General features: G+C 61.3%; 17 protein-coding genes. 12 read left to right on the top strand and 5 right to left on the bottom strand.

Annotation, left to right across the window (positions count from 1 at the left end; all coding sequences use genetic code 11):
* The 5 genes from HMPREF3036_RS01840 to HMPREF3036_RS01820 are packed head-to-tail and all read left to right on the top strand — an operon-like array spanning nucleotide 1 to nucleotide 6,687.
* Nucleotides 1-606: a DUF4390 domain-containing protein gene (locus HMPREF3036_RS01840; protein WP_005434095.1), complete on the top strand. Its 606-nt coding sequence runs from the start codon at nucleotides 1-3 to the stop codon at nucleotides 604-606.
* Nucleotides 607-615: 9 nt separating this feature from the next.
* Nucleotides 616-2,877, top strand: coding sequence for a HAMP domain-containing histidine kinase (locus HMPREF3036_RS01835; RefSeq protein WP_062331091.1), 2,262 nt, complete (start codon nucleotides 616-618; stop codon nucleotides 2,875-2,877).
* 8 nt (nucleotides 2,878-2,885) lie between these two features.
* Entirely contained in the window at nucleotides 2,886-3,794 is a 909-nt protein-coding gene (locus HMPREF3036_RS01830) for a response regulator (protein WP_062331088.1), read from the top strand.
* The gene (gene trkA, locus HMPREF3036_RS01825) at nucleotides 3,791-5,200 is read left to right on the top strand and encodes a Trk system potassium transporter TrkA (protein ID WP_005434098.1); all 1,410 of its coding nucleotides are present in this window, start codon (nucleotides 3,791-3,793) and stop codon (nucleotides 5,198-5,200) included. Before HMPREF3036_RS01830 ends, trkA begins: the two co-directional genes overlap by 4 nt.
* A 14-nt stretch (nucleotides 5,201-5,214) precedes the next feature.
* Entirely contained in the window at nucleotides 5,215-6,687 is a 1,473-nt protein-coding gene (locus HMPREF3036_RS01820; protein WP_005434099.1) for a TrkH family potassium uptake protein, read from the top strand.
* A 33-nt stretch (nucleotides 6,688-6,720) separates the two neighbouring features.
* On the opposite strand, the gene HMPREF3036_RS01815 is transcribed toward HMPREF3036_RS01820, so the two are convergent.
* Nucleotides 6,721-7,101 (bottom strand): DUF1840 domain-containing protein, encoded by a 381-nt coding sequence (locus tag HMPREF3036_RS01815; RefSeq protein ID WP_005434100.1) that lies wholly within the window; start codon nucleotides 7,099-7,101, stop codon nucleotides 6,721-6,723.
* 85 nt (nucleotides 7,102-7,186) lie between these two features.
* Here HMPREF3036_RS01815 and HMPREF3036_RS01810 point away from each other — a divergent pair, with 85 nt between their 5' ends.
* The 4 genes from HMPREF3036_RS01810 to HMPREF3036_RS01795 are packed head-to-tail and all read left to right on the top strand — an operon-like array spanning nucleotide 7,187 to nucleotide 10,450.
* Nucleotides 7,187-7,624 carry a PTS sugar transporter subunit IIA gene (locus HMPREF3036_RS01810; protein WP_062331085.1) on the top strand — a complete coding sequence of 146 codons (438 nt, stop codon included), beginning with the start codon at nucleotides 7,187-7,189 and terminating at the stop codon, nucleotides 7,622-7,624.
* Nucleotides 7,614-7,883 (top strand): HPr family phosphocarrier protein, encoded by a 270-nt coding sequence (locus HMPREF3036_RS01805; RefSeq protein WP_005434102.1) that lies wholly within the window; start codon nucleotides 7,614-7,616, stop codon nucleotides 7,881-7,883. The genes HMPREF3036_RS01810 and HMPREF3036_RS01805 overlap by 11 nt, the downstream gene beginning before the upstream one ends.
* 15 nt (nucleotides 7,884-7,898) lie before the next feature.
* Nucleotides 7,899-9,761 carry a phosphoenolpyruvate--protein phosphotransferase gene (ptsP, locus tag HMPREF3036_RS01800; protein WP_005434103.1) on the top strand — a complete coding sequence of 621 codons (1,863 nt, stop codon included), beginning with the start codon at nucleotides 7,899-7,901 and terminating at the stop codon, nucleotides 9,759-9,761.
* Nucleotides 9,758-10,450 (top strand): YecA/YgfB family protein, encoded by a 693-nt coding sequence (locus tag HMPREF3036_RS01795; protein WP_005434104.1) that lies wholly within the window; start codon nucleotides 9,758-9,760, stop codon nucleotides 10,448-10,450. Before ptsP ends, HMPREF3036_RS01795 begins: the two co-directional genes overlap by 4 nt.
* Nucleotides 10,451-10,459: 9 nt before the next feature.
* Here the strand turns inward: HMPREF3036_RS01795 and HMPREF3036_RS01790 are convergent, their stop codons facing one another.
* Genes HMPREF3036_RS01790 through HMPREF3036_RS01780 form a run of 3 tightly spaced genes read right to left on the bottom strand, consistent with a single transcriptional unit; the run spans nucleotide 10,460 to nucleotide 13,273 of the window.
* A complete protein-coding gene (locus HMPREF3036_RS01790) occupies nucleotides 10,460-11,797 on the bottom strand; it encodes an AmpG family muropeptide MFS transporter (protein ID WP_062331082.1) in 1,338 nt (445 codons plus the stop codon).
* Nucleotides 11,798-12,487, bottom strand: coding sequence for a 16S rRNA pseudouridine(516) synthase (locus HMPREF3036_RS01785; RefSeq protein WP_005434106.1), 690 nt, complete (start codon nucleotides 12,485-12,487; stop codon nucleotides 11,798-11,800).
* A 3-nt stretch (nucleotides 12,488-12,490) separates the two neighbouring features.
* A complete protein-coding gene (locus HMPREF3036_RS01780) occupies nucleotides 12,491-13,273 on the bottom strand; it encodes an exodeoxyribonuclease III (protein ID WP_005434107.1) in 783 nt (260 codons plus the stop codon).
* A gap of 114 nt (nucleotides 13,274-13,387) precedes the next feature.
* Between HMPREF3036_RS01780 and pyrE the strand changes: the two genes are divergently transcribed.
* A complete protein-coding gene (gene pyrE / locus HMPREF3036_RS01775; RefSeq protein ID WP_038006341.1) occupies nucleotides 13,388-14,065 on the top strand; it encodes an orotate phosphoribosyltransferase in 678 nt (225 codons plus the stop codon).
* 166 nt (nucleotides 14,066-14,231) lie between these two features.
* Here pyrE and HMPREF3036_RS11805 read toward each other — a convergent pair whose 3' ends face one another.
* Nucleotides 14,232-14,567, bottom strand: coding sequence for a hypothetical protein (locus HMPREF3036_RS11805; protein ID WP_156469715.1), 336 nt, complete (start codon nucleotides 14,565-14,567; stop codon nucleotides 14,232-14,234).
* On the opposite strand from HMPREF3036_RS11805, the gene HMPREF3036_RS01770 reads away from it, so the two are divergent.
* Both HMPREF3036_RS01770 and HMPREF3036_RS01765 read left to right on the top strand, forming a co-directional pair.
* Nucleotides 14,566-15,477: a LysR family transcriptional regulator gene (locus HMPREF3036_RS01770; RefSeq protein WP_062331079.1), complete on the top strand. Its 912-nt coding sequence runs from the start codon at nucleotides 14,566-14,568 to the stop codon at nucleotides 15,475-15,477. The two genes, HMPREF3036_RS11805 and HMPREF3036_RS01770, sit on opposite strands and share 2 nt — an antisense overlap.
* A gap of 149 nt (nucleotides 15,478-15,626) precedes the next feature.
* Nucleotides 15,627-15,920, top strand: coding sequence for a hypothetical protein (locus tag HMPREF3036_RS01765; protein ID WP_062331077.1), 294 nt, complete (start codon nucleotides 15,627-15,629; stop codon nucleotides 15,918-15,920).
* Nucleotides 15,921-15,931: the final 11 nt, after the last annotated feature.

The raw sequence follows: 15,931 nt of genomic DNA, 5'->3' as shown, positions 1-15,931 counted from the left end.
ATGTACAAAGCGACCCGACGCCAGACCCTGAAACTTGCGCTGCTCGCGGCGCTCGGCGCTTCGTCCATGACCGCGCCCGAGGCGCGGGCGGCCGACGCGACCTTCATGCGCGCCGCGCTCACGCTTGACGAACCTGGCGAGCGGTCGGGCCTCTTCCTGAGCTCCTCCTTTGAGTTTGACCTGCCTCAGGCGCTCTCCGAGGCGCTTCACAGGGGCATTGCGCTCTATTTCGTTCACGAATTCAGGCTCTACAAGGAGCGGTGGTACTGGATCGACAAGGCCACGATCCGCTGCCGCTTCATGATCCGTCTGGCGTTCGATCCGCTCACGCGCCGTTACCGCCTCTCCTACAACGGGCTTTCGCTCTCCTTCGACACGCTTGAACAGGCCCTGCCCTACATCAAGAACATCAGGCGCTGGCGCGTCGGTCCCTCGAACGCCGTGCGCAATGCGGAGGACTACGCGGCCGAACTGCGCTTCTATCTGGACACGGACAAGCTTCCCAAGCCGATGCAGGTCGTCAACACGGGCAGTAGCGACTGGACGCTCACCAGCGACTGGATAGAACTTCCGATTCCTGCGGAAGTCATCGCTCCCGCGGAGTAAGAGACAGCCATGCCCCGCTGGTTACGCTACAGCACCCTGATCGCCATCTCCTTTGCGAGCATCGCCATGCTCGGGCTGGCGATCAGTCTCTTCAATCCCAAGCTGTTCGACAGGTACTTCCCGTTCCTGCTCGTCCTGAACGCCGTCATCGCCGCCGTCCTTTTTTGCGTCGTGACGACGCTGTGCCTGCGTCTGGCAAGACGCCAGCGCTCAAAGCAGTACGGCTCGCACATGACGGCGAAGCTTGCGCTCACGACGGCCCTCATCAGCGTGGTGCCGACGCTGACTGTCTATGCGATCTCCACGGCCTTCATCAGCCGCTCGCTTCAGGACTCCTTCTCTCCACGCGTGGAGGCCTCGCTCGACGCAGGCGTTCGCATCACGCAGGAGATGCTCGCCAAGCAGGAACAGTCCACGCAGGAGCTGGCACGTGACTTCGCGGATGCACTCGCCGGGACGCCCGACTCCCTGATGCTACACGACCTGCTCAAGCTTCTGGAGCCGCATTCGGGAACCGAGGCTCTTGTCCTCACAAGCACGGGCTCCGCCGTGGCGGCTGCAGGCTCCCGCATCAACGTGCTGATGCCCGACCTGCCCTCGCAGCTCCAGCTCAAGACCGCCAAGACGACGGGCATCTACAGCATCGTCGACGGCGACACGCTTTTCGAGGCTCCTGAAGCGACAGGCGGCTCAAGCGACCTACGCATACGCGTCATCATCCCCATTTCGACGCTGCACGCTCCGTCCCTCTCCGACTTCAAGACCACGGGACTGCTTGCCAAGACCGCCAGCAGCCAGCAGCTCTTCCTGCAACTGACCCAGCCCGTCGACAAGACGATCGGGCTTCATGCGGCCACGCTCGTCGCAGGCTACCGCGAGTACCAGCAGCTGGCCTACAGCCAGAGCTCCATGGCCACGCTTTACGCGCTGACGCTCTCGCTCATCGTCCTGCTTGCCGTCTTCGCGAGCGTTCTCGCTGCGCTGTCCTTTGCACGCAGGACGACGTCGCCCGTCATGCAACTTGCCGAAGGCACCAGACGCGTGGCCACGGGCGACTTCATGCCGATCCGCGAGTTCCAGGGCGGCGACGAAATCAACGTGCTGACCCGCTCCTTCAACTCGATGATCAAGGAAGTGTCCGAAGCCAGACGCGGCCTCGAGCTGCAGCGCCTGCAGGCCGAGCAGGCCCAGGCGTTTCTGGAGCGCGTGCTCGGCAACATTTCGTCGGGCGTCGTGGTCGTGGACCACTGGTACACGGTCGTCACGGCCAATCAGGCGGCACGCCGCATCATGGGCGAGCAGAACGTGATGACGGGCGCCTCCCTTCGCGATACGCTGCCCGAATTCGTTTCGACCCTCGAGGAATATCAGCACAGGGAGAGCATCGGCACGGCCCCCGAACCCCTCGACTTCGAGCTTGAACAGAACGGCGTGACGATTCCGCTCTACCTGAAAACTACGCCCATGCAACTCGGCACCCAGACGGGGTCCGTGCTCGTCTTCGACGACGTGACCGCCCTCATGAAGGCGCAGCGAGCCACCGCCTGGGGCGAGGTCGCCCGCCGCCTTGCGCACGAGATCAAGAATCCGCTCACGCCCATCAGGCTTTCCGCCGAAAGGCTGGCCTGGAAGCTTCACGCCAAGCTGACCGAGGAAAAGGACCTGCAGCTTCTCCAGAGGACGACCAACACCATCATCGAGCAGGTCGACACGCTCAGGCAGATGGTCAACGACTTCAGGGAGTACGCGCGCATGCCCGCCGCATCCCTTGTCCCGCTGAACCTCAACGAGTTCATGGAAACCGTCCTGCAGCTTTACCACGATGCAGGTCACGCCATCAGCTTCGTCCCCGGAGAGGGGCTGCCGGAGATCGACGCGGACCCCGCCCAACTCAGGCAGGTGTTCCACAATTTGATTTCCAACAGCCTCGAGGCCGTGACGGAAGGTGAGCTCGTTCGCATTTCGATCAGAACGGAAGCGCTGGAATCCCAATACCATGCAGGCGCAATCGGCGCTGTTAAACTCTCTATTGAGGATAATGGGCCCGGCTTTACGGATAAAATCCTGAATGCTGCCTTTGACCCCTATGTGACAACCAAGCCGACGGGAACGGGGCTCGGCCTGCCGATCGTGAAGAAGATCCTTGACGACCACGGCGCCGCCATCAAGCTCAAGAACCGCAGCAACGAAGAAACCGGCGAGATTCTCGGCGCATCTGTCGAAATTGTCTTCAAAGTCTCTCGACTAGAGCACAACCCAATTTCCAACTGAGCCACAACATGCATACAGTCTTGATCGTTGACGATGAATACGGTATCCGCGAGCTCCTTTCAGAGATTCTGGAGGACGAGGGCTACCAAGTCCTGACCGCAGAAAATGCCAAAATCGCTCAGAGCCTAGTTGGCAAGCACGACTTCGACCTGATTCTCCTTGACATCTGGATGCCCGACATGGACGGCATTTCCCTGCTCAAGGAGTGGTATTCGCATAACACCGTCAGGTGCCCCATCGTGATGATGTCAGGCCACGGCACCATTGAAACCGCAATGGAGGCCACGCGCTTCGGTGCAATGGACTTCCTCGAGAAGCCGATCTCGATGCAGCAGCTTCTGAAGACGTGCAAGCAGATGATCCAGTTCTGGGAGCACGAAAAGGTTTCGCGTCCCCGCGAAAACGAACAGGCCAAGGCCGCCAGCGTCGCTCTGGCGGGCTGGAAAAAAGCTTCCTGCTCCCCTCTGAATGTTTCGCTCGCCAACCTCAACGACAAGTCCAGGTTCTGCGACCACTTCATTCTCACGGACGTGCCGCTTCGCATCGGTCCTCAGGCCCGCCTGCCGATCATCGACGTTCCCGAACTCCATTTCGAGTTCAACCTCAACCTGCCGCTGCGTGAGCTTCGCGACAGTCTTGAACGCGCCTACATCACCCGCGTCGCCCAGTTCTACGGCGGCTCGGTCACGATGCTTGCCAAGCATGCGGGTCTGGAGCGCACTCACCTCTACCGCAAGATTCGCCAGCTCGGCCTGGAGCTCAAGAAAACCACCAGAAAGGATGAATCCGATCACATAGCGGCTGGCGACACGATGGAAGATCTTTCCGAGGAAACCTCGGACACTCCCGACAACAAGAAGTGCTTCCAGATCCATCAGAAAACCACCGACGTGAATAACGGCTCGGACGACTCATGAAAATCCTTATTGTGGGCGCAGGCCGCATCGGCAGCTCGGTCGCCGAGAGTCTGGTCTCCGAAGCCAACGACATCACCGTCGTTGACCAGGACGCCGAGCGCATCGGATCCCTGCAGTCGAGATTCGACCTGCGCGGCGTCGTGGGCAACGCCACCAGCCCGCAGGTGCTGACCGATGCAGGCGCGGCCGATACGGACATGCTGATCGCCGTCACCTCGAGCGACGAGACGAACCTCGTCGTAACGATGCTCTGCGCCCGCATCTTCAACATTCCGACCCGCATCGCCCGCGTCCGCAACAACGAGCTTCGAGACTATCCCCGCATTTTGGGCGAGGAAGGCTTTGAAGCAACGTCCATCATCTGGCCCGAGCAGGCGCTCGTGAGCTATCTCATCAAGCTCATTGACTTTCCCGAAGCCATTCAGGTTCAGGAATTCGGAGAAGGGCTTGCGAGCCTCATCGCCGTGCGCGCCAAGTCGGGCAGTCCGCTGGTGGGCCGCCCGATCCGTGAACTCTTCACGCATCTGCCTCAGGTTCCCGCACGCATCGTGGCCATCTTCCGCCGCAACCGCCGTCTGGAGGTGAACGCCTCCACCATTGTCGAGGCGGGCGACGAGGTCATCTGTCTGTGCGACACCAGACACGCCAGGCGCGTCATGGCGGAGCTGCGCCATCGCGAGCGCCCCGTGCACAGCATCATGATTGCGGGAAAGCCCAGCTTCACCCTCAATCTCGCGCGCATGCTCAAGACCGGCGAAAACCGTCCGGGCGGCAACTTCGACATCAGGATTCTGGAGAATGACCGCAACGTCGTGAAGCGCCTCTCCCGCGAGCTCGGCGATGCCGCCATGCTGATCGAGGGCGACTTCACCAGCGAGGACGTGCTTGACGCCGCAGGCATCGAGACGTGCGACCTGTTCATTGCAGTGTCCGAAAACGACGAGAACAACATCCTCGGCGCCCTTCTGGCCAAGAAGCTCGGCGCAGGCAAGACCATTGCGCTCGTCAACCGCAAGGCCTACGGCGACCTCATGCAGGGCAGCCAGATCGACATCACGCTGTCGACCACCACCGCCGCGCTCGGCGAGCTGATCCGCCACGTGCGCCGCGGCGACGTGGCGGCCGCCTACAGCCTGAGACGCGGCGCGGCCGAAGCGCTCGAAATCGTCGCCCACGGCGACCGCAGAAGCTCCAAGGTCGTCGGCAGGCGCATCGGCAGCATCTCGCTGCCCGAAGGCTGCGCCATCGGAGCCCTGATCCGCGGCAACGATGAAAACGCGCTCGTACTGATGGGCGACAAGGACACCGTCATCGAGGCGGAGGACCACGTGATCGTCTTCGTGCCCTCCAAGAAGCTCATCCCGAAGATCGAACGACTCTTCACGGTCAATGTCGGCTTCTTCTAAGGAGGCCTGACGCCATGTTCAACACGATCCGCTATCTGCTGCTGCCGGTGCTCAATGCCTCTGGGCCCGTCTTCATCTGGCTCGCCGCGGCGCTGCTCATTCCGTTCACGCTCTCCGTCTCAAAGCAGGACGGCGCGGCGGACAGCTTTCTGACGTGTTTTCTCATCACGCTCGCCACGGGCGTGGTCCTGATGCTTCTGACCCGTCGCTGGCGGCGGGAGCTGACTTCAAGGCACGGCTTTCTTCTCGTGACACTGATATGGACCTCCGTGCCGCTCTTCGGCACGATTCCCTTCATCATCGAACGCCCCGACATGAGCTTTGCACAGCTCTACTTCGAGATGATGTCCTGCCTCACGACGACGGGCGCAACGGTCTTCACGGGACTCGACAAGCTTCCCGTATCACTGAACGGCTGGCGCTGCTTCCTCTCGTGGATCGGCGGCATGGGCCTCATCGTGCTGTCCGTGGCCATTCTCCCGCTGCTCGGCGTGGGCGGCTCGCAGATCATCAAGGCCGAGACGACGGGCCCCCTCAAGGAGCACCGCCTGACGCCCCGCATCGCCGACACGGCCAAGGCGCTCTACATCATCTATCTCGGCGTCTCCGTCGCCTGCGCGATCTCCTACCATCTGGCAGGCATGGAATGGGAAGACGCCATCATGCACATGATGACGACCGTCAGCCTCTCGGGCATCGGCACGCATGACGCAAGCTTCGCATACTTCAACAGTCCCGCCGTCGATGCGGTCGCCATCGTCTTCATGCTGATCAGCGGCTTCAACTTCTCCCTCCACTTCATGGTATGGAGGCGCAGGAACTTCCTGATCTACCTGCAGGACGCGGAGGCGAAGGCCTGGATTGCAACGGCCGCCCTGATGTCGGCCCTCACGATCATCGTGCTCGCCGACGCGCACGTCTACGAAACGTCGGCCGAAACCGTGCGCCACGCGCTCTTCTCAGTGGTCTCCGTCATCACGACGACGGGCTACGCAACGGTCGACTACGCCTCCTGGCCGCTCGGCCTGCCCGTCCTCCTGCTGGTCGCCGCAGCGTTCTCGACGTGCGCAGGCTCGACGGGCGGCGGCATCAAGATGGTGCGCCTGCTGATCATCCTCGGCATGATCCGAAGGGAAATGACGAAGCTGCTTTATCCGAAGGCGGTGGTTCCGCTCACGCTCAACAAGACGCCGATCGACGAAAAAGTCTGCATCGCCGTGCTGGCCTACTTCATGGTCTGGCTCACGTCCTTCGTGATCGGCGCAGCCGTTCTGCTTCTGGCGGGACTCCCCCCCGGGGACGCCATCAGCGCCGCATGGGCCATGCTTTCGAACATCGGCCCGGGCCTCGGCGGCGTCGGCCCGACGGGAAACTATGCGGACCTGAGCGACATCCAGCTGTCCGTCTGCTCCTTCCTGATGCTCATCGGGCGCCTGGAGATCTTCACCGTGTTCGCGATCTTCACGCGGAACTTCTGGCGAATCTGATGCAGGCGGTGAGGCCGCCTGCGACGTGCAGTCCTACGGACGGCCCCACATGATGGCGTCGCCGTGCTTGATGGCGCGCTTGATCATCGACTGGAGAGGCACGACGCGCTGAAAGAAATTGATCTTCTCGACGGAGTTCCTCTTCTCCTCCTTCTCCTCCTCGCGCATGCGGAGCTCCTCGTCGTAGGTCGACTCGCGAAGCTTCCTTTCCCGCTCGGCCTCGATCTGCGCAAGGCGCTCCTTGTCCTTGCGGGCCTCCTCATCAAGGATCCTCAGGATTTCGGGCAGCTCGTCGCAGGAGAAGGCGCCTGTTTCGGTCCACGGGCGGCCGAGCACCTTGAAGACCCGCCTGGCCGTTTCCTCGAACATAATGAACGGCCCTGTGGCACGGCATGAAAAAAGCACCAGAGACATAGAAGACACTCCCGATCACAACCTTGGGTTACACTACTTCGCATAACATACCCACTGGATTTTATCGTACCTAACGGAGCCTTCTGTGTCTGCAGGGATCTGCATCATCGCCCACGAGCCGCTGGCCAGCGCATTGAAAAGCTGTGCCCGGCACATCTTCAGCGCCACGGGCGACACCTTCTGCGACTCCATCGCAGTCTTCGACGTGCCCTGCGACGTGGACGCCGAGCAAGGCGAGGCGGAAGCCCGCAGGCTCATCTCGAACTTCCCCGCGAATCAGGACGTGTTGGTCTTCACCGACGTTCTCGGCGCGACGCCTTCCAACATCGCCCATCGTCTTCTGGACAATCCGCAGGTGCGCGTCATCACGGGCGTCAATCTGCCCGCACTCATCACCGCTCTCAGTCATCACGAGGAATGCGCGGCCCGCATTGCCGTCATCGCCGAGGGAGCCGCGCGAGGCGGCATCTCCACGTCCTGCGGCAAGCCTTCCGCCATCAAGGACACTGTCAATGCAGACTAAGCAGCTCACCGTGCTCAACAAGCTCGGGCTCCATGCCCGTCCTTGCGCCCTGCTCGCCAAGACCGCAGGCTTCTTCAAATCCTCCATCACGCTCACGCACAACAACCACAGCGTGGATGCCAAGTCGATTCTCGGCCTCATGACGATGGCCGTGCCCGCAGGCACGACGCTCACCGTCACGGCGGACGGTCCCGACGAAGACAGCGCCATCAAGGACATCACCGCCCTTTTCGACAACAAGTTCGGCGAACAAGCCTAAGACGGAGAATCCACCATGAGTGACGAACCCCTCGTTGCGTCCTCCACAGTCGAAGAACAGGCACCGCCTCCCGAAAAGCTGACGGGCATCAGCGTCTATCCCGGCATCGCCTACGGCCTCTGCCAGCAATTCTCCGCCGGCGATCTGGAGATCCCGCAGTTCGTCATCGAAAAGACCGGAACCCGCGGCGAAATCCAGCGCCTGCGCGCCGCCATCGCCACCGTCGACAAGCAGCTCGGCGCCCTGATCGACTCCGCCGACGAAGACATGCCGGCCGAGGCGGCGGCGTTCATCGACGTGCACCGCACCATCCTTCGAGACCCCACCCTGATCGAGGAGACCGTCGACATCATCAAGGAAAAGCTCGTCAACGCCGAATGGGCGCTGTCGCTGCGCCTTGAAAAGACGCGACGAGACTTCGAGTCCATCGAGGACGACTACATCCGCGAACGCATCAAGGACATCGCGCACGTCGTCCTGCGCGTGCAGCGCGTGCTCACGGGCAGGCGCTCCGCCTCAAGCCTTCTTGAAGCGGAAGGCCTTGACGAGACGATCATTCTCGTGGCCGACCAGCTCGATCCCGCCGACATGCTGCTTCTGCGCGGCCGAGACGACCTCGACATCGCGGGCATCATCCTCGAGGAAGGCAGCATTACGAGTCATGCCGTCATTCTTGCGCGCTCGCTTGAAATTCCGACTCTGGTCGGCGTCAAGGGCGCCTGCGAGATCCTCGAGACCGACGTGCCCGTCCTGCTCAACGCGGACGAAGAGCTCATCGACCTGAGCCCCTCCGCCGAAAAGCGCAGGAACGCACGCCAGCGCATGAAGCTTCTGACCGCCGAGAAGAAGCGCCTCAAGAAGCTCAAGCAGTTTGACGCGGTCACGCTCGACGGACACACGATCAAGCTCTTCGCCAACATCGCGCTCCCCGAGGACGTCAAGGACGTCCATCGCGCGGGTGCGGACGGCGTCGGGCTCTTCCGCACGGAATTCCTCTTCATGAACCGCGACGACCTTCCCTGCGAAGACGAGCAGTACAACGCGTACTGCCGCGTCATCCGCTCGATGAAGGGCCAGCCCGTCGTGATTCGCACGGCCGACCTCGGCGGCGACAAGGTCATGTCGCAGGACGCCCTCGAAAAGCTCACCACCGGACCGCTCGAGGAGCTGAATCCCTCGCTCGGCCTCAGGGGCCTGCGCTTCTGCTTTGCGCATCCGAAGCTCTTCGTCACGCAGCTTCGCGCAATCCTGCGCGCCGCCGCCACGGGGTCGGGCAATGTCAGAATCCTGCTGCCGATGGTCACATCGCCCGAGGACGTCAGCAGGGTGCGCGAATTCATCTCGCTGGCCTGCAGCGAACTTGCCGCCGAAGGCCAGAAGTTCACCGCCGACGTTCCGCTCGGTGGAATGGTCGAGGTTCCCGCCGCCGTCATGATGCTCAAGGACCTGATTCCCGTCCTCGACTTCTTCTCGCTCGGCACCAACGACCTCGTGCAGTACACGCTGGCCGTCGACCGAACGAATGCAGCGGTTTCAAAGTACTACGACGAGTGCCACCCGAGCGTGCTGCGCATGATCGCCACGACGGTCAGACAGGTCCACCAGGCAGGCAAGAGCGTGTCCGTATGCGGTGAAATGGCTGCCCGACCGGAACTCGTCCCCTTCTTCATCGGACTCGGATGCACGCGTCTTTCCATGACGCTCACCCAGATTCCCGCCATCAAGAAGCGAATTCTGAAGACCGACAGGGCCAAGGCCGAAGTCTTCGCAGCCAGCGTGCTGCGACGCCGATCCGCCAAGGCCGTCCATCAATCCTTTATTCAGGAGGAGGAGGCCTTCCAGAACAGGAAGGTCGCCGATCCGTCCACTACCCTATGAGCAATTCCTACGAAAAACCGCTGAACGATGACGAGTTCGTCGAACTCGGCGAACTGCTTGCCGCCATGCCCGAACCGTTCGAGCCGATGGAGCCCGACTACATGGACGGCTTCCTCACCGCGCTTCTGTGCCTGCCCGACGAGCCGTCTCCCGGCGACTGGATGCCCTACATCTTCGACTCCCAGGCCCGTCAGGACGCCGCTCTGGCGGATCCCGACGAACAGGACCGTCTGGAGGAACTCATCTACCGCCGCTACCGCTCCATCGACACGACGCTTGCGCGCTGCCGCCCCATCGATCCGATCATCTACGAGATCGAGGACAACCGCGGCCGTCCCGTGCGGGGCGCCGACAGCGTGGCCGCCGTCATTCCGTTCGCCCTCGGCTTCTCCGAAGTGATCAACCGCTGGGAAGGTCTCAAGGACAGCACGGACGACCGCATCAACGGCGCCCTGCTCGGTATCCTCCGTCATCTGCCCGACGACGTGGCGGGCGACCTTGCGGAAATCAAGGCGGACCTTGATCTGGAAAGCCCGATCGAGAACCTTGACCAGGCGCTTGAAGACATCGCGGAAAGCGTCGCGGAAATCGCAGCCGTCACCCGCGGCTTCGAAAAGAAGGAGGAGCCTCCCAAGAAGAAGCCCGCTCCGAAGGGCCCGCGCCGTCCGCAGGGCGGCCGACGCCACTGAGGCACGAGACTACTTCTCCGCGCGCCCGCCGCTCATCAGCTCCCGGGCGCGCGCCTGCCTGCTCACCCACCAGACAAGCAGGATCACGGGCACGCCCATCGATGCCGTCAGGAGAAAGAAGCCCTGATAGCCGAGGCTCTCGACCATTACGCCCGAAAAGCCTGCGATGAACTTCGGCAGAAGCAGCATCAGGCTGCTGAAGAGCGCGTACTGCGTCGCAGAATAGGCCTTGTTCGTAAGGCTTGAGAGGTACGCGATGAAGGCCGCGCTCGCAAGACCTGCCGCAAGGTTGTCGGCGGACACCGTGAAGATGAGAAATCCTACGTTGTGACCAATGCCGGCCAGTGCGGCGAAGAGAAGGTTCGTCACGGCGGCAAGGACCGCACCGACGGCCATCGTCTTGAGAATTCCCAGACGCATCGTCACGATGCCGCCCACGAAAGCACCCGCGAGCGTCATCACGACGCCGAACACCTTGGAGACCGTCGCGATCTCCTCCTTGGTGAAGCCCGTGTCCGAATAGAAGGGGTTGGCCATCACGCCCATGACGATGTCGGAGATGCGGTAGGTGGCGATCAACAGCAGAATGCCCGCCGCCCCCCAGCCGAAGCGCACGAAGAAGTCCCTGAAGGGCGCGACAACATTGATAGCGAAGCGCTCGAGCCACGAGCGGCTCACGGCTTCTACGGGCCGGACGGGTGCCTCGGGCTCCTTCACGAAGAGCACCGTCAGCACGCCCACGCACATGGACGCCGCCATGCCGAGATAGGCGAACTCCCAGGCATGCGGAAAGTAGCCCGTCTCTCCGCCTGCGCTCCAGGCCGCCAGCGCGAGCGTGCCTGCGCCCGCCCAGATCATGGCCAGCCGATAGCCCGTCTGGTACATGGCGGCGAGCACGGCCTGCAGATTCGAGTCCGCAGACTCGATGCGGTAGGCGTCGAGCGCAATGTCCTGTGTCGCCGAAAAGAACGCGCACATGAGCGCAAAGACCATGATACCCTGCAGGTGATGCAGGGGATCCGACACCGCCATGCCCGCCAACGCCGCAATGACGCCCGCCTGGGACAGCAGGAGCCAGGAGCGACGGCGCCCGAGCAGGCGCCCGAGCACGGGAATGCGCAGACGGTCGACGGCCGGCGCCCACACCCACTTGAAGCCGTAGACGAGTCCGATCCAGCTGAAGAAGCCGATGGTCTTCAGATCAACCCCCGCCTCCCTCAGCCAGAAGCTGAGCGTGCCCAGAATAAGCAGCAGGGGAAGTCCCGAGCTGAAGCCAAGCAGGAACATCCTGACAGGCTGAGGCTGCAGGTAGACACGAAAGTCGGATATCAGCGCCCTGACGTTCATTTAGACCAGATCTTTCTTCGTCAGCCAGACCCATTCGCCCTGCTTGAGCGTCTCGGGCATCACGTAGAGGCCGAAGGCGGAGCGGTGAAGGCCGTCGCAGCGGTTCGAGCACGCTGCGATCATGCGCTTGACCTGATGGTACTTGCCCTGCACGAGCGTCATGCGAAGATGGTGTTCGTCAAGGATCTCCACGTCCTTGGCGGCCACGGGCTTGGGATCGTCGTCGAGCACGACGCCCGCCATGAGCTTTTCGCGAGTCTTCTCATCCACGGGATGCCTGCAGACGACGTCGTAGATCTTCGAGACGTGGCGCTTGGGATGGATGAGACGATGCTGCAGCGCGCCGTCGTCCGTAAAGATCAGCACGCCCGTCGTATCGACATCGAGACGGCCAACGGGCTGCATGTTGCGGCGGCGAAGCGGACTTGGCAGCAGCGTCATGACGGAGGGATGAGCGGAAGGCTTCATCGAGCACTCGTAGCCCGCAGGCTTGTTGAGCGCAATGATCGCCTTCTCAAAGTACGGCCAGTCGGTGCCGAGGCAGCGGAAGACGAGACCTTCGGTCTCGACGTCCTCGTCGGGATCGTCGTGCACTTCGGCTGCGATTTCAACGGCACCGGAGGCCACCATGGCCGCACAGTCATAGCGCGTGCCGAAGCCCTGGGAAAAAAGCACGTCCTTGAGCAGCATTCGTCAGTCCTCGAGAGAAAAGTCGTAGTCGATGGTGAGCGGCGCATGATCCGAGAACTTCTCGTCCGGATAAATCGACGCAGCGCGGGCGGCGGCCGCCACGTTTTCGGTGGCCAGATGATAGTCGATGCGCCAGCCGACGTTCTTGGCACGCGCCTGACCGCGCTGGCTCCACCAGGTGTACTGCTCGGGTCTGGCGTCGACAAGACGAAAGACGTCGCGCCAACCGTGCTTCTCGAACAGATCCGTCAGCCACTGGCGTTCCTCGGGAAGAAAGCCCGAGTTCTTGACGTTGCCCTTCCAGTTCTTGAGGTCGATCTCCTTGTGGGCGATGTTCACGTCGCCGCAGAGAATGACGCGACGGCCGGAGGTCCTGAGCTCGTCCATGTGCTTCAGGAAGGATGCGAGGAAGCGGAACTTCGCCTCCTGACGTTCCTCGGACGAGGAGCCCGATGGGAAATAGCAGGAGATGACGCTGAGATCACCAAAGATCGCCTCAACATAGCGGCCTTCGGCATCAAACTCGGGATCGCCGAATCCGTAGCGGACCTCGTCGGGCTTCCGACGGCACCAGATGCCGCAGCCCGAGTAGCCCTTCTTTTCGGCGCAGTGGAAGAAGGCCTGATAGCCAGGAAGCCCGGCGACCTCGGCAGGGATGTCCTTCTCCTGAGCCTTGAGTTCCTGGATGCAGAGCACGTCCGCGTTCTGGGCCTGAAACCAATTGAAGAAGCCCTTGGTCAGTGCGGAACGCACGCCGTTGGCGTTGAAAGTCACGATACGGAACATCGGAGTCCTCTAGAAACAAGATTCGAATGGTTAAGGATACCGAGGTTTAGCAGTACAATGCCACACGATCCCGCGAGGTCGTGCGACCTCTTTTTCCCTTTTGAAAAAACAGTCATGCAACCGATTCAAGAACAGTTCATCGAATTTGCCCTGGAAGCCGACGTCCTTCGCTTCGGCGAGTTCAAGACCAAGGCCGGCCGTCTCTCTCCGTACTTCTTCAACGCCGGCCTCTTCAACACCGGTGCCTTGCTCGACCGCCTCGGCGAGTTCTATGCGAAGACGCTTCTGGCTGCCCGCGACGCTGGCCGCATCGAGTTCGACATGATCTTCGGTCCCGCCTACAAGGGCATCCCGCTGGCCGCCTCCGTGGCCATGAATCTCTCCCGCCTCGGCTGCGACGTGCCCTGGGCCTTCAACCGCAAGGAAGCCAAGGACCACGGCGAAGGCGGCGTGATCGTCGGCGCCCCGCTCAAGGGCAAGGTCGTGATCATCGACGACGTGATCTCCGCCGGCACCTCCGTGCGCGAATCCGTCAAGATCATCCAGGCCAACGGTGCCGTTCCCTCCGGCGTGCTGATCGCCCTTGACCGTCAGGAACGCGGTGGCAATGCCGTCGAAATGACGGAAACCTCCGCCGTTCAGGACGTCGAAAAGACGCTCGGCATGAACGTCGCCTCGATCATCTGCCTCAACGACCTGCTCGCCTTCATGAACGGCGACACGGACATGGCCAAGGCCGTCTCCTGCCACAAGGAGGCCGTGGCCGCCTACCGCGCCCGCTACGGCGCCTGAGAGGCACGCTGAACTGCGTCGGGCCTGAGGCCCGACAACAAAAAAGGAAGCGTCGAATGACGCTTCCTTTTTTTGTTCGGGAGCGACGAATGCTGTTCGATCGGTGCGAAAGCTTGCGAAGAGGACGCGCCCGCTCGCTTGCTCGGCTTCAACGGTCTATGCCGAACTACTTCCGCCGTCCGTTGGCGATCACGCCGACGGGGTGTCGGGCGGGGACGTTCGCCAAATGATCCTGAATGGGCAGACGTCCTTCTTTCGAAAAGCTTGTGGGATAGTGGTTGGGGAGTGGGCGGGCGCTCGTTTTTTTTTCAGGGCCGTTGCCGTTGAGCATGGCGTCGAGTTCGTTCCATGCGGCCCGAATCGGGCGCTGCGTTGGGTGTGGCTGCAGTCGGATCACGAAATCTGATGAAAGGCGACGGGGAAATACCGTGCTTTGTATGATGGTAAAGGTCGTGCTGATAGAATGAGATAAGGATTTGTAATGATTTTGAGGACGACGCATGCTCAATCTGCAACAGATGAAGACATTTCTCGCGGTGATCAAGTGCGGCAGTTTTACGAGAGCTGCGCACGAACTCAACCTCACGCAGCCGGCCGTGAGCGGGCATATTGCGGCGCTTGAGGAGGAGTTCGGTATGCCGCTCTTCAACCGAACCGGTCGAAAGGTGGTGCTGACCGATGCGGGCGAGATTCTCATGCGCGGTGCTCGCGACATCTTCTATCGCGTCGACGACCTCAAGCGCGAATTGGCAGACCTGCGCGCGCTTCGCGGCGGCATGATCCGCATAGGTGCTTCCAAGATCGTTGGTGTCTACATGCTCCCAAAAATCATGATGGCTTTTCGGGACGAGTTTCCCGACATTGAGCTGCAGATTTCGATTCACTCGGCGCACACCATCGTCGCACAGGTCGAGGATAATGCCTACGATCTTGCCATCGTGGGCGAAGGCGAGCAGATCGCGTCCCGAAACGTAGGAACAAAGGTGATCGGTGAGGATGAGTTCGTCCTCGTGGCTTCTCCCTCGCATCCGCTTGTGCAAACGCCGCTCGTCACGGTGGAGGAGCTCTCCAACGAGCCCTTCATCCTGTCGGGAAGATTGACGGCTTCGCTCATCAGTCTGACGGCTCAGTTGGCGGACATTGGGCTCAACCTGAAGAGTTCCATCGAAATGGATGAGGCGGGCGCCATCAAGCGAGCCGTGGAGGAGGGGGCGGGCCTTGCCATCATTTCCCGCTCGGTCGTGGAGCGCGAGCTAGAGCAGGGACGGCTGTGCGAGCTTCGTCTAGATGCGCCGCCCTTCAAGCGCAACATCCTGATGCTTTGGCGACACGACCGGCGTTTTTCAAAGAACACCGAAGCCTTCATGCGCTTTCTGCAGAAGGCCTTCGCCGAGAACTCGAAGACTTTTTGAAGAAGAAGAGGCGAAAGGAATGTCAACGACCATCCATAAGAAAATCTGATGGTAGGAATAATGATTCTCGATTTTCTACTGCTGTGAAAAGACTACCCTATTTCGCATGGGAGACTCATTCGAGAGCAACAGAATAAAAGGAGAATCTTATGGCAACGCCTTCCGTCAAGCTGACGACTCCGCCGGCGGATCAGCCCTATGATCCGCTCGACATGAACAACTATTCGCTCAACAAGCTTCCGAAGCGTCCGATGGGAGCCTTGGGGCGCTTCTTCTACGCTTGGGGCTTGCCGCTTGCGGCCGTGATCTTTTACCTCACCGCATATGTTTTGGACTTTGCGATCCTCGACGACCGGCAGCAGGTTATGTTCGGCCTCTTCGTGACGGCGCTCTTTTTGTGGATCAGTGAGACCGTGCCGAACTATGGAATAGTTAGAAAATAATCTATACAACT

It is taken from the genome of Sutterella sp. KLE1602 (genome assembly GCF_001578585.1).
Lineage (GTDB): Bacteria > Pseudomonadota > Gammaproteobacteria > Burkholderiales > Burkholderiaceae_F > Sutterella > Sutterella wadsworthensis_A.
Note: the sequence above shows the minus strand (reverse complement) of the source record. Positions and strands in the feature narration are given on the sequence as shown.

Coding starts and splice junctions, on each gene's coding strand:
- HMPREF3036_RS01840 (WP_005434095.1), top strand. CDS start 1: ATGTACAAAGCGACCCGACGCCAGACCCTGAAACTTGCGCTGCTCGCG.
- HMPREF3036_RS01835 (WP_062331091.1), top strand. CDS start 616: ATGCCCCGCTGGTTACGCTACAGCACCCTGATCGCCATCTCCTTTGCG.
- HMPREF3036_RS01830 (WP_062331088.1), top strand. CDS start 2,886: ATGCATACAGTCTTGATCGTTGACGATGAATACGGTATCCGCGAGCTC.
- trkA (WP_005434098.1), top strand. CDS start 3,791: ATGAAAATCCTTATTGTGGGCGCAGGCCGCATCGGCAGCTCGGTCGCC.
- HMPREF3036_RS01820 (WP_005434099.1), top strand. CDS start 5,215: ATGTTCAACACGATCCGCTATCTGCTGCTGCCGGTGCTCAATGCCTCT.
- HMPREF3036_RS01815 (WP_005434100.1), bottom strand. CDS start 7,101: ATGTCTCTGGTGCTTTTTTCATGCCGTGCCACAGGGCCGTTCATTATG.
- HMPREF3036_RS01805 (WP_005434102.1), top strand. CDS start 7,614: ATGCAGACTAAGCAGCTCACCGTGCTCAACAAGCTCGGGCTCCATGCC.
- ptsP (WP_005434103.1), top strand. CDS start 7,899: ATGAGTGACGAACCCCTCGTTGCGTCCTCCACAGTCGAAGAACAGGCA.
- HMPREF3036_RS01795 (WP_005434104.1), top strand. CDS start 9,758: ATGAGCAATTCCTACGAAAAACCGCTGAACGATGACGAGTTCGTCGAA.
- HMPREF3036_RS01790 (WP_062331082.1), bottom strand. CDS start 11,797: ATGAACGTCAGGGCGCTGATATCCGACTTTCGTGTCTACCTGCAGCCT.
- HMPREF3036_RS01785 (WP_005434106.1), bottom strand. CDS start 12,487: ATGCTGCTCAAGGACGTGCTTTTTTCCCAGGGCTTCGGCACGCGCTAT.
- HMPREF3036_RS01780 (WP_005434107.1), bottom strand. CDS start 13,273: ATGTTCCGTATCGTGACTTTCAACGCCAACGGCGTGCGTTCCGCACTG.
- pyrE (WP_038006341.1), top strand. CDS start 13,388: ATGCAACCGATTCAAGAACAGTTCATCGAATTTGCCCTGGAAGCCGAC.
- HMPREF3036_RS01770 (WP_062331079.1), top strand. CDS start 14,566: ATGCTCAATCTGCAACAGATGAAGACATTTCTCGCGGTGATCAAGTGC.
- HMPREF3036_RS11805 (WP_156469715.1), bottom strand. CDS start 14,567: ATGCGTCGTCCTCAAAATCATTACAAATCCTTATCTCATTCTATCAGC.
- HMPREF3036_RS01765 (WP_062331077.1), top strand. CDS start 15,627: ATGGCAACGCCTTCCGTCAAGCTGACGACTCCGCCGGCGGATCAGCCC.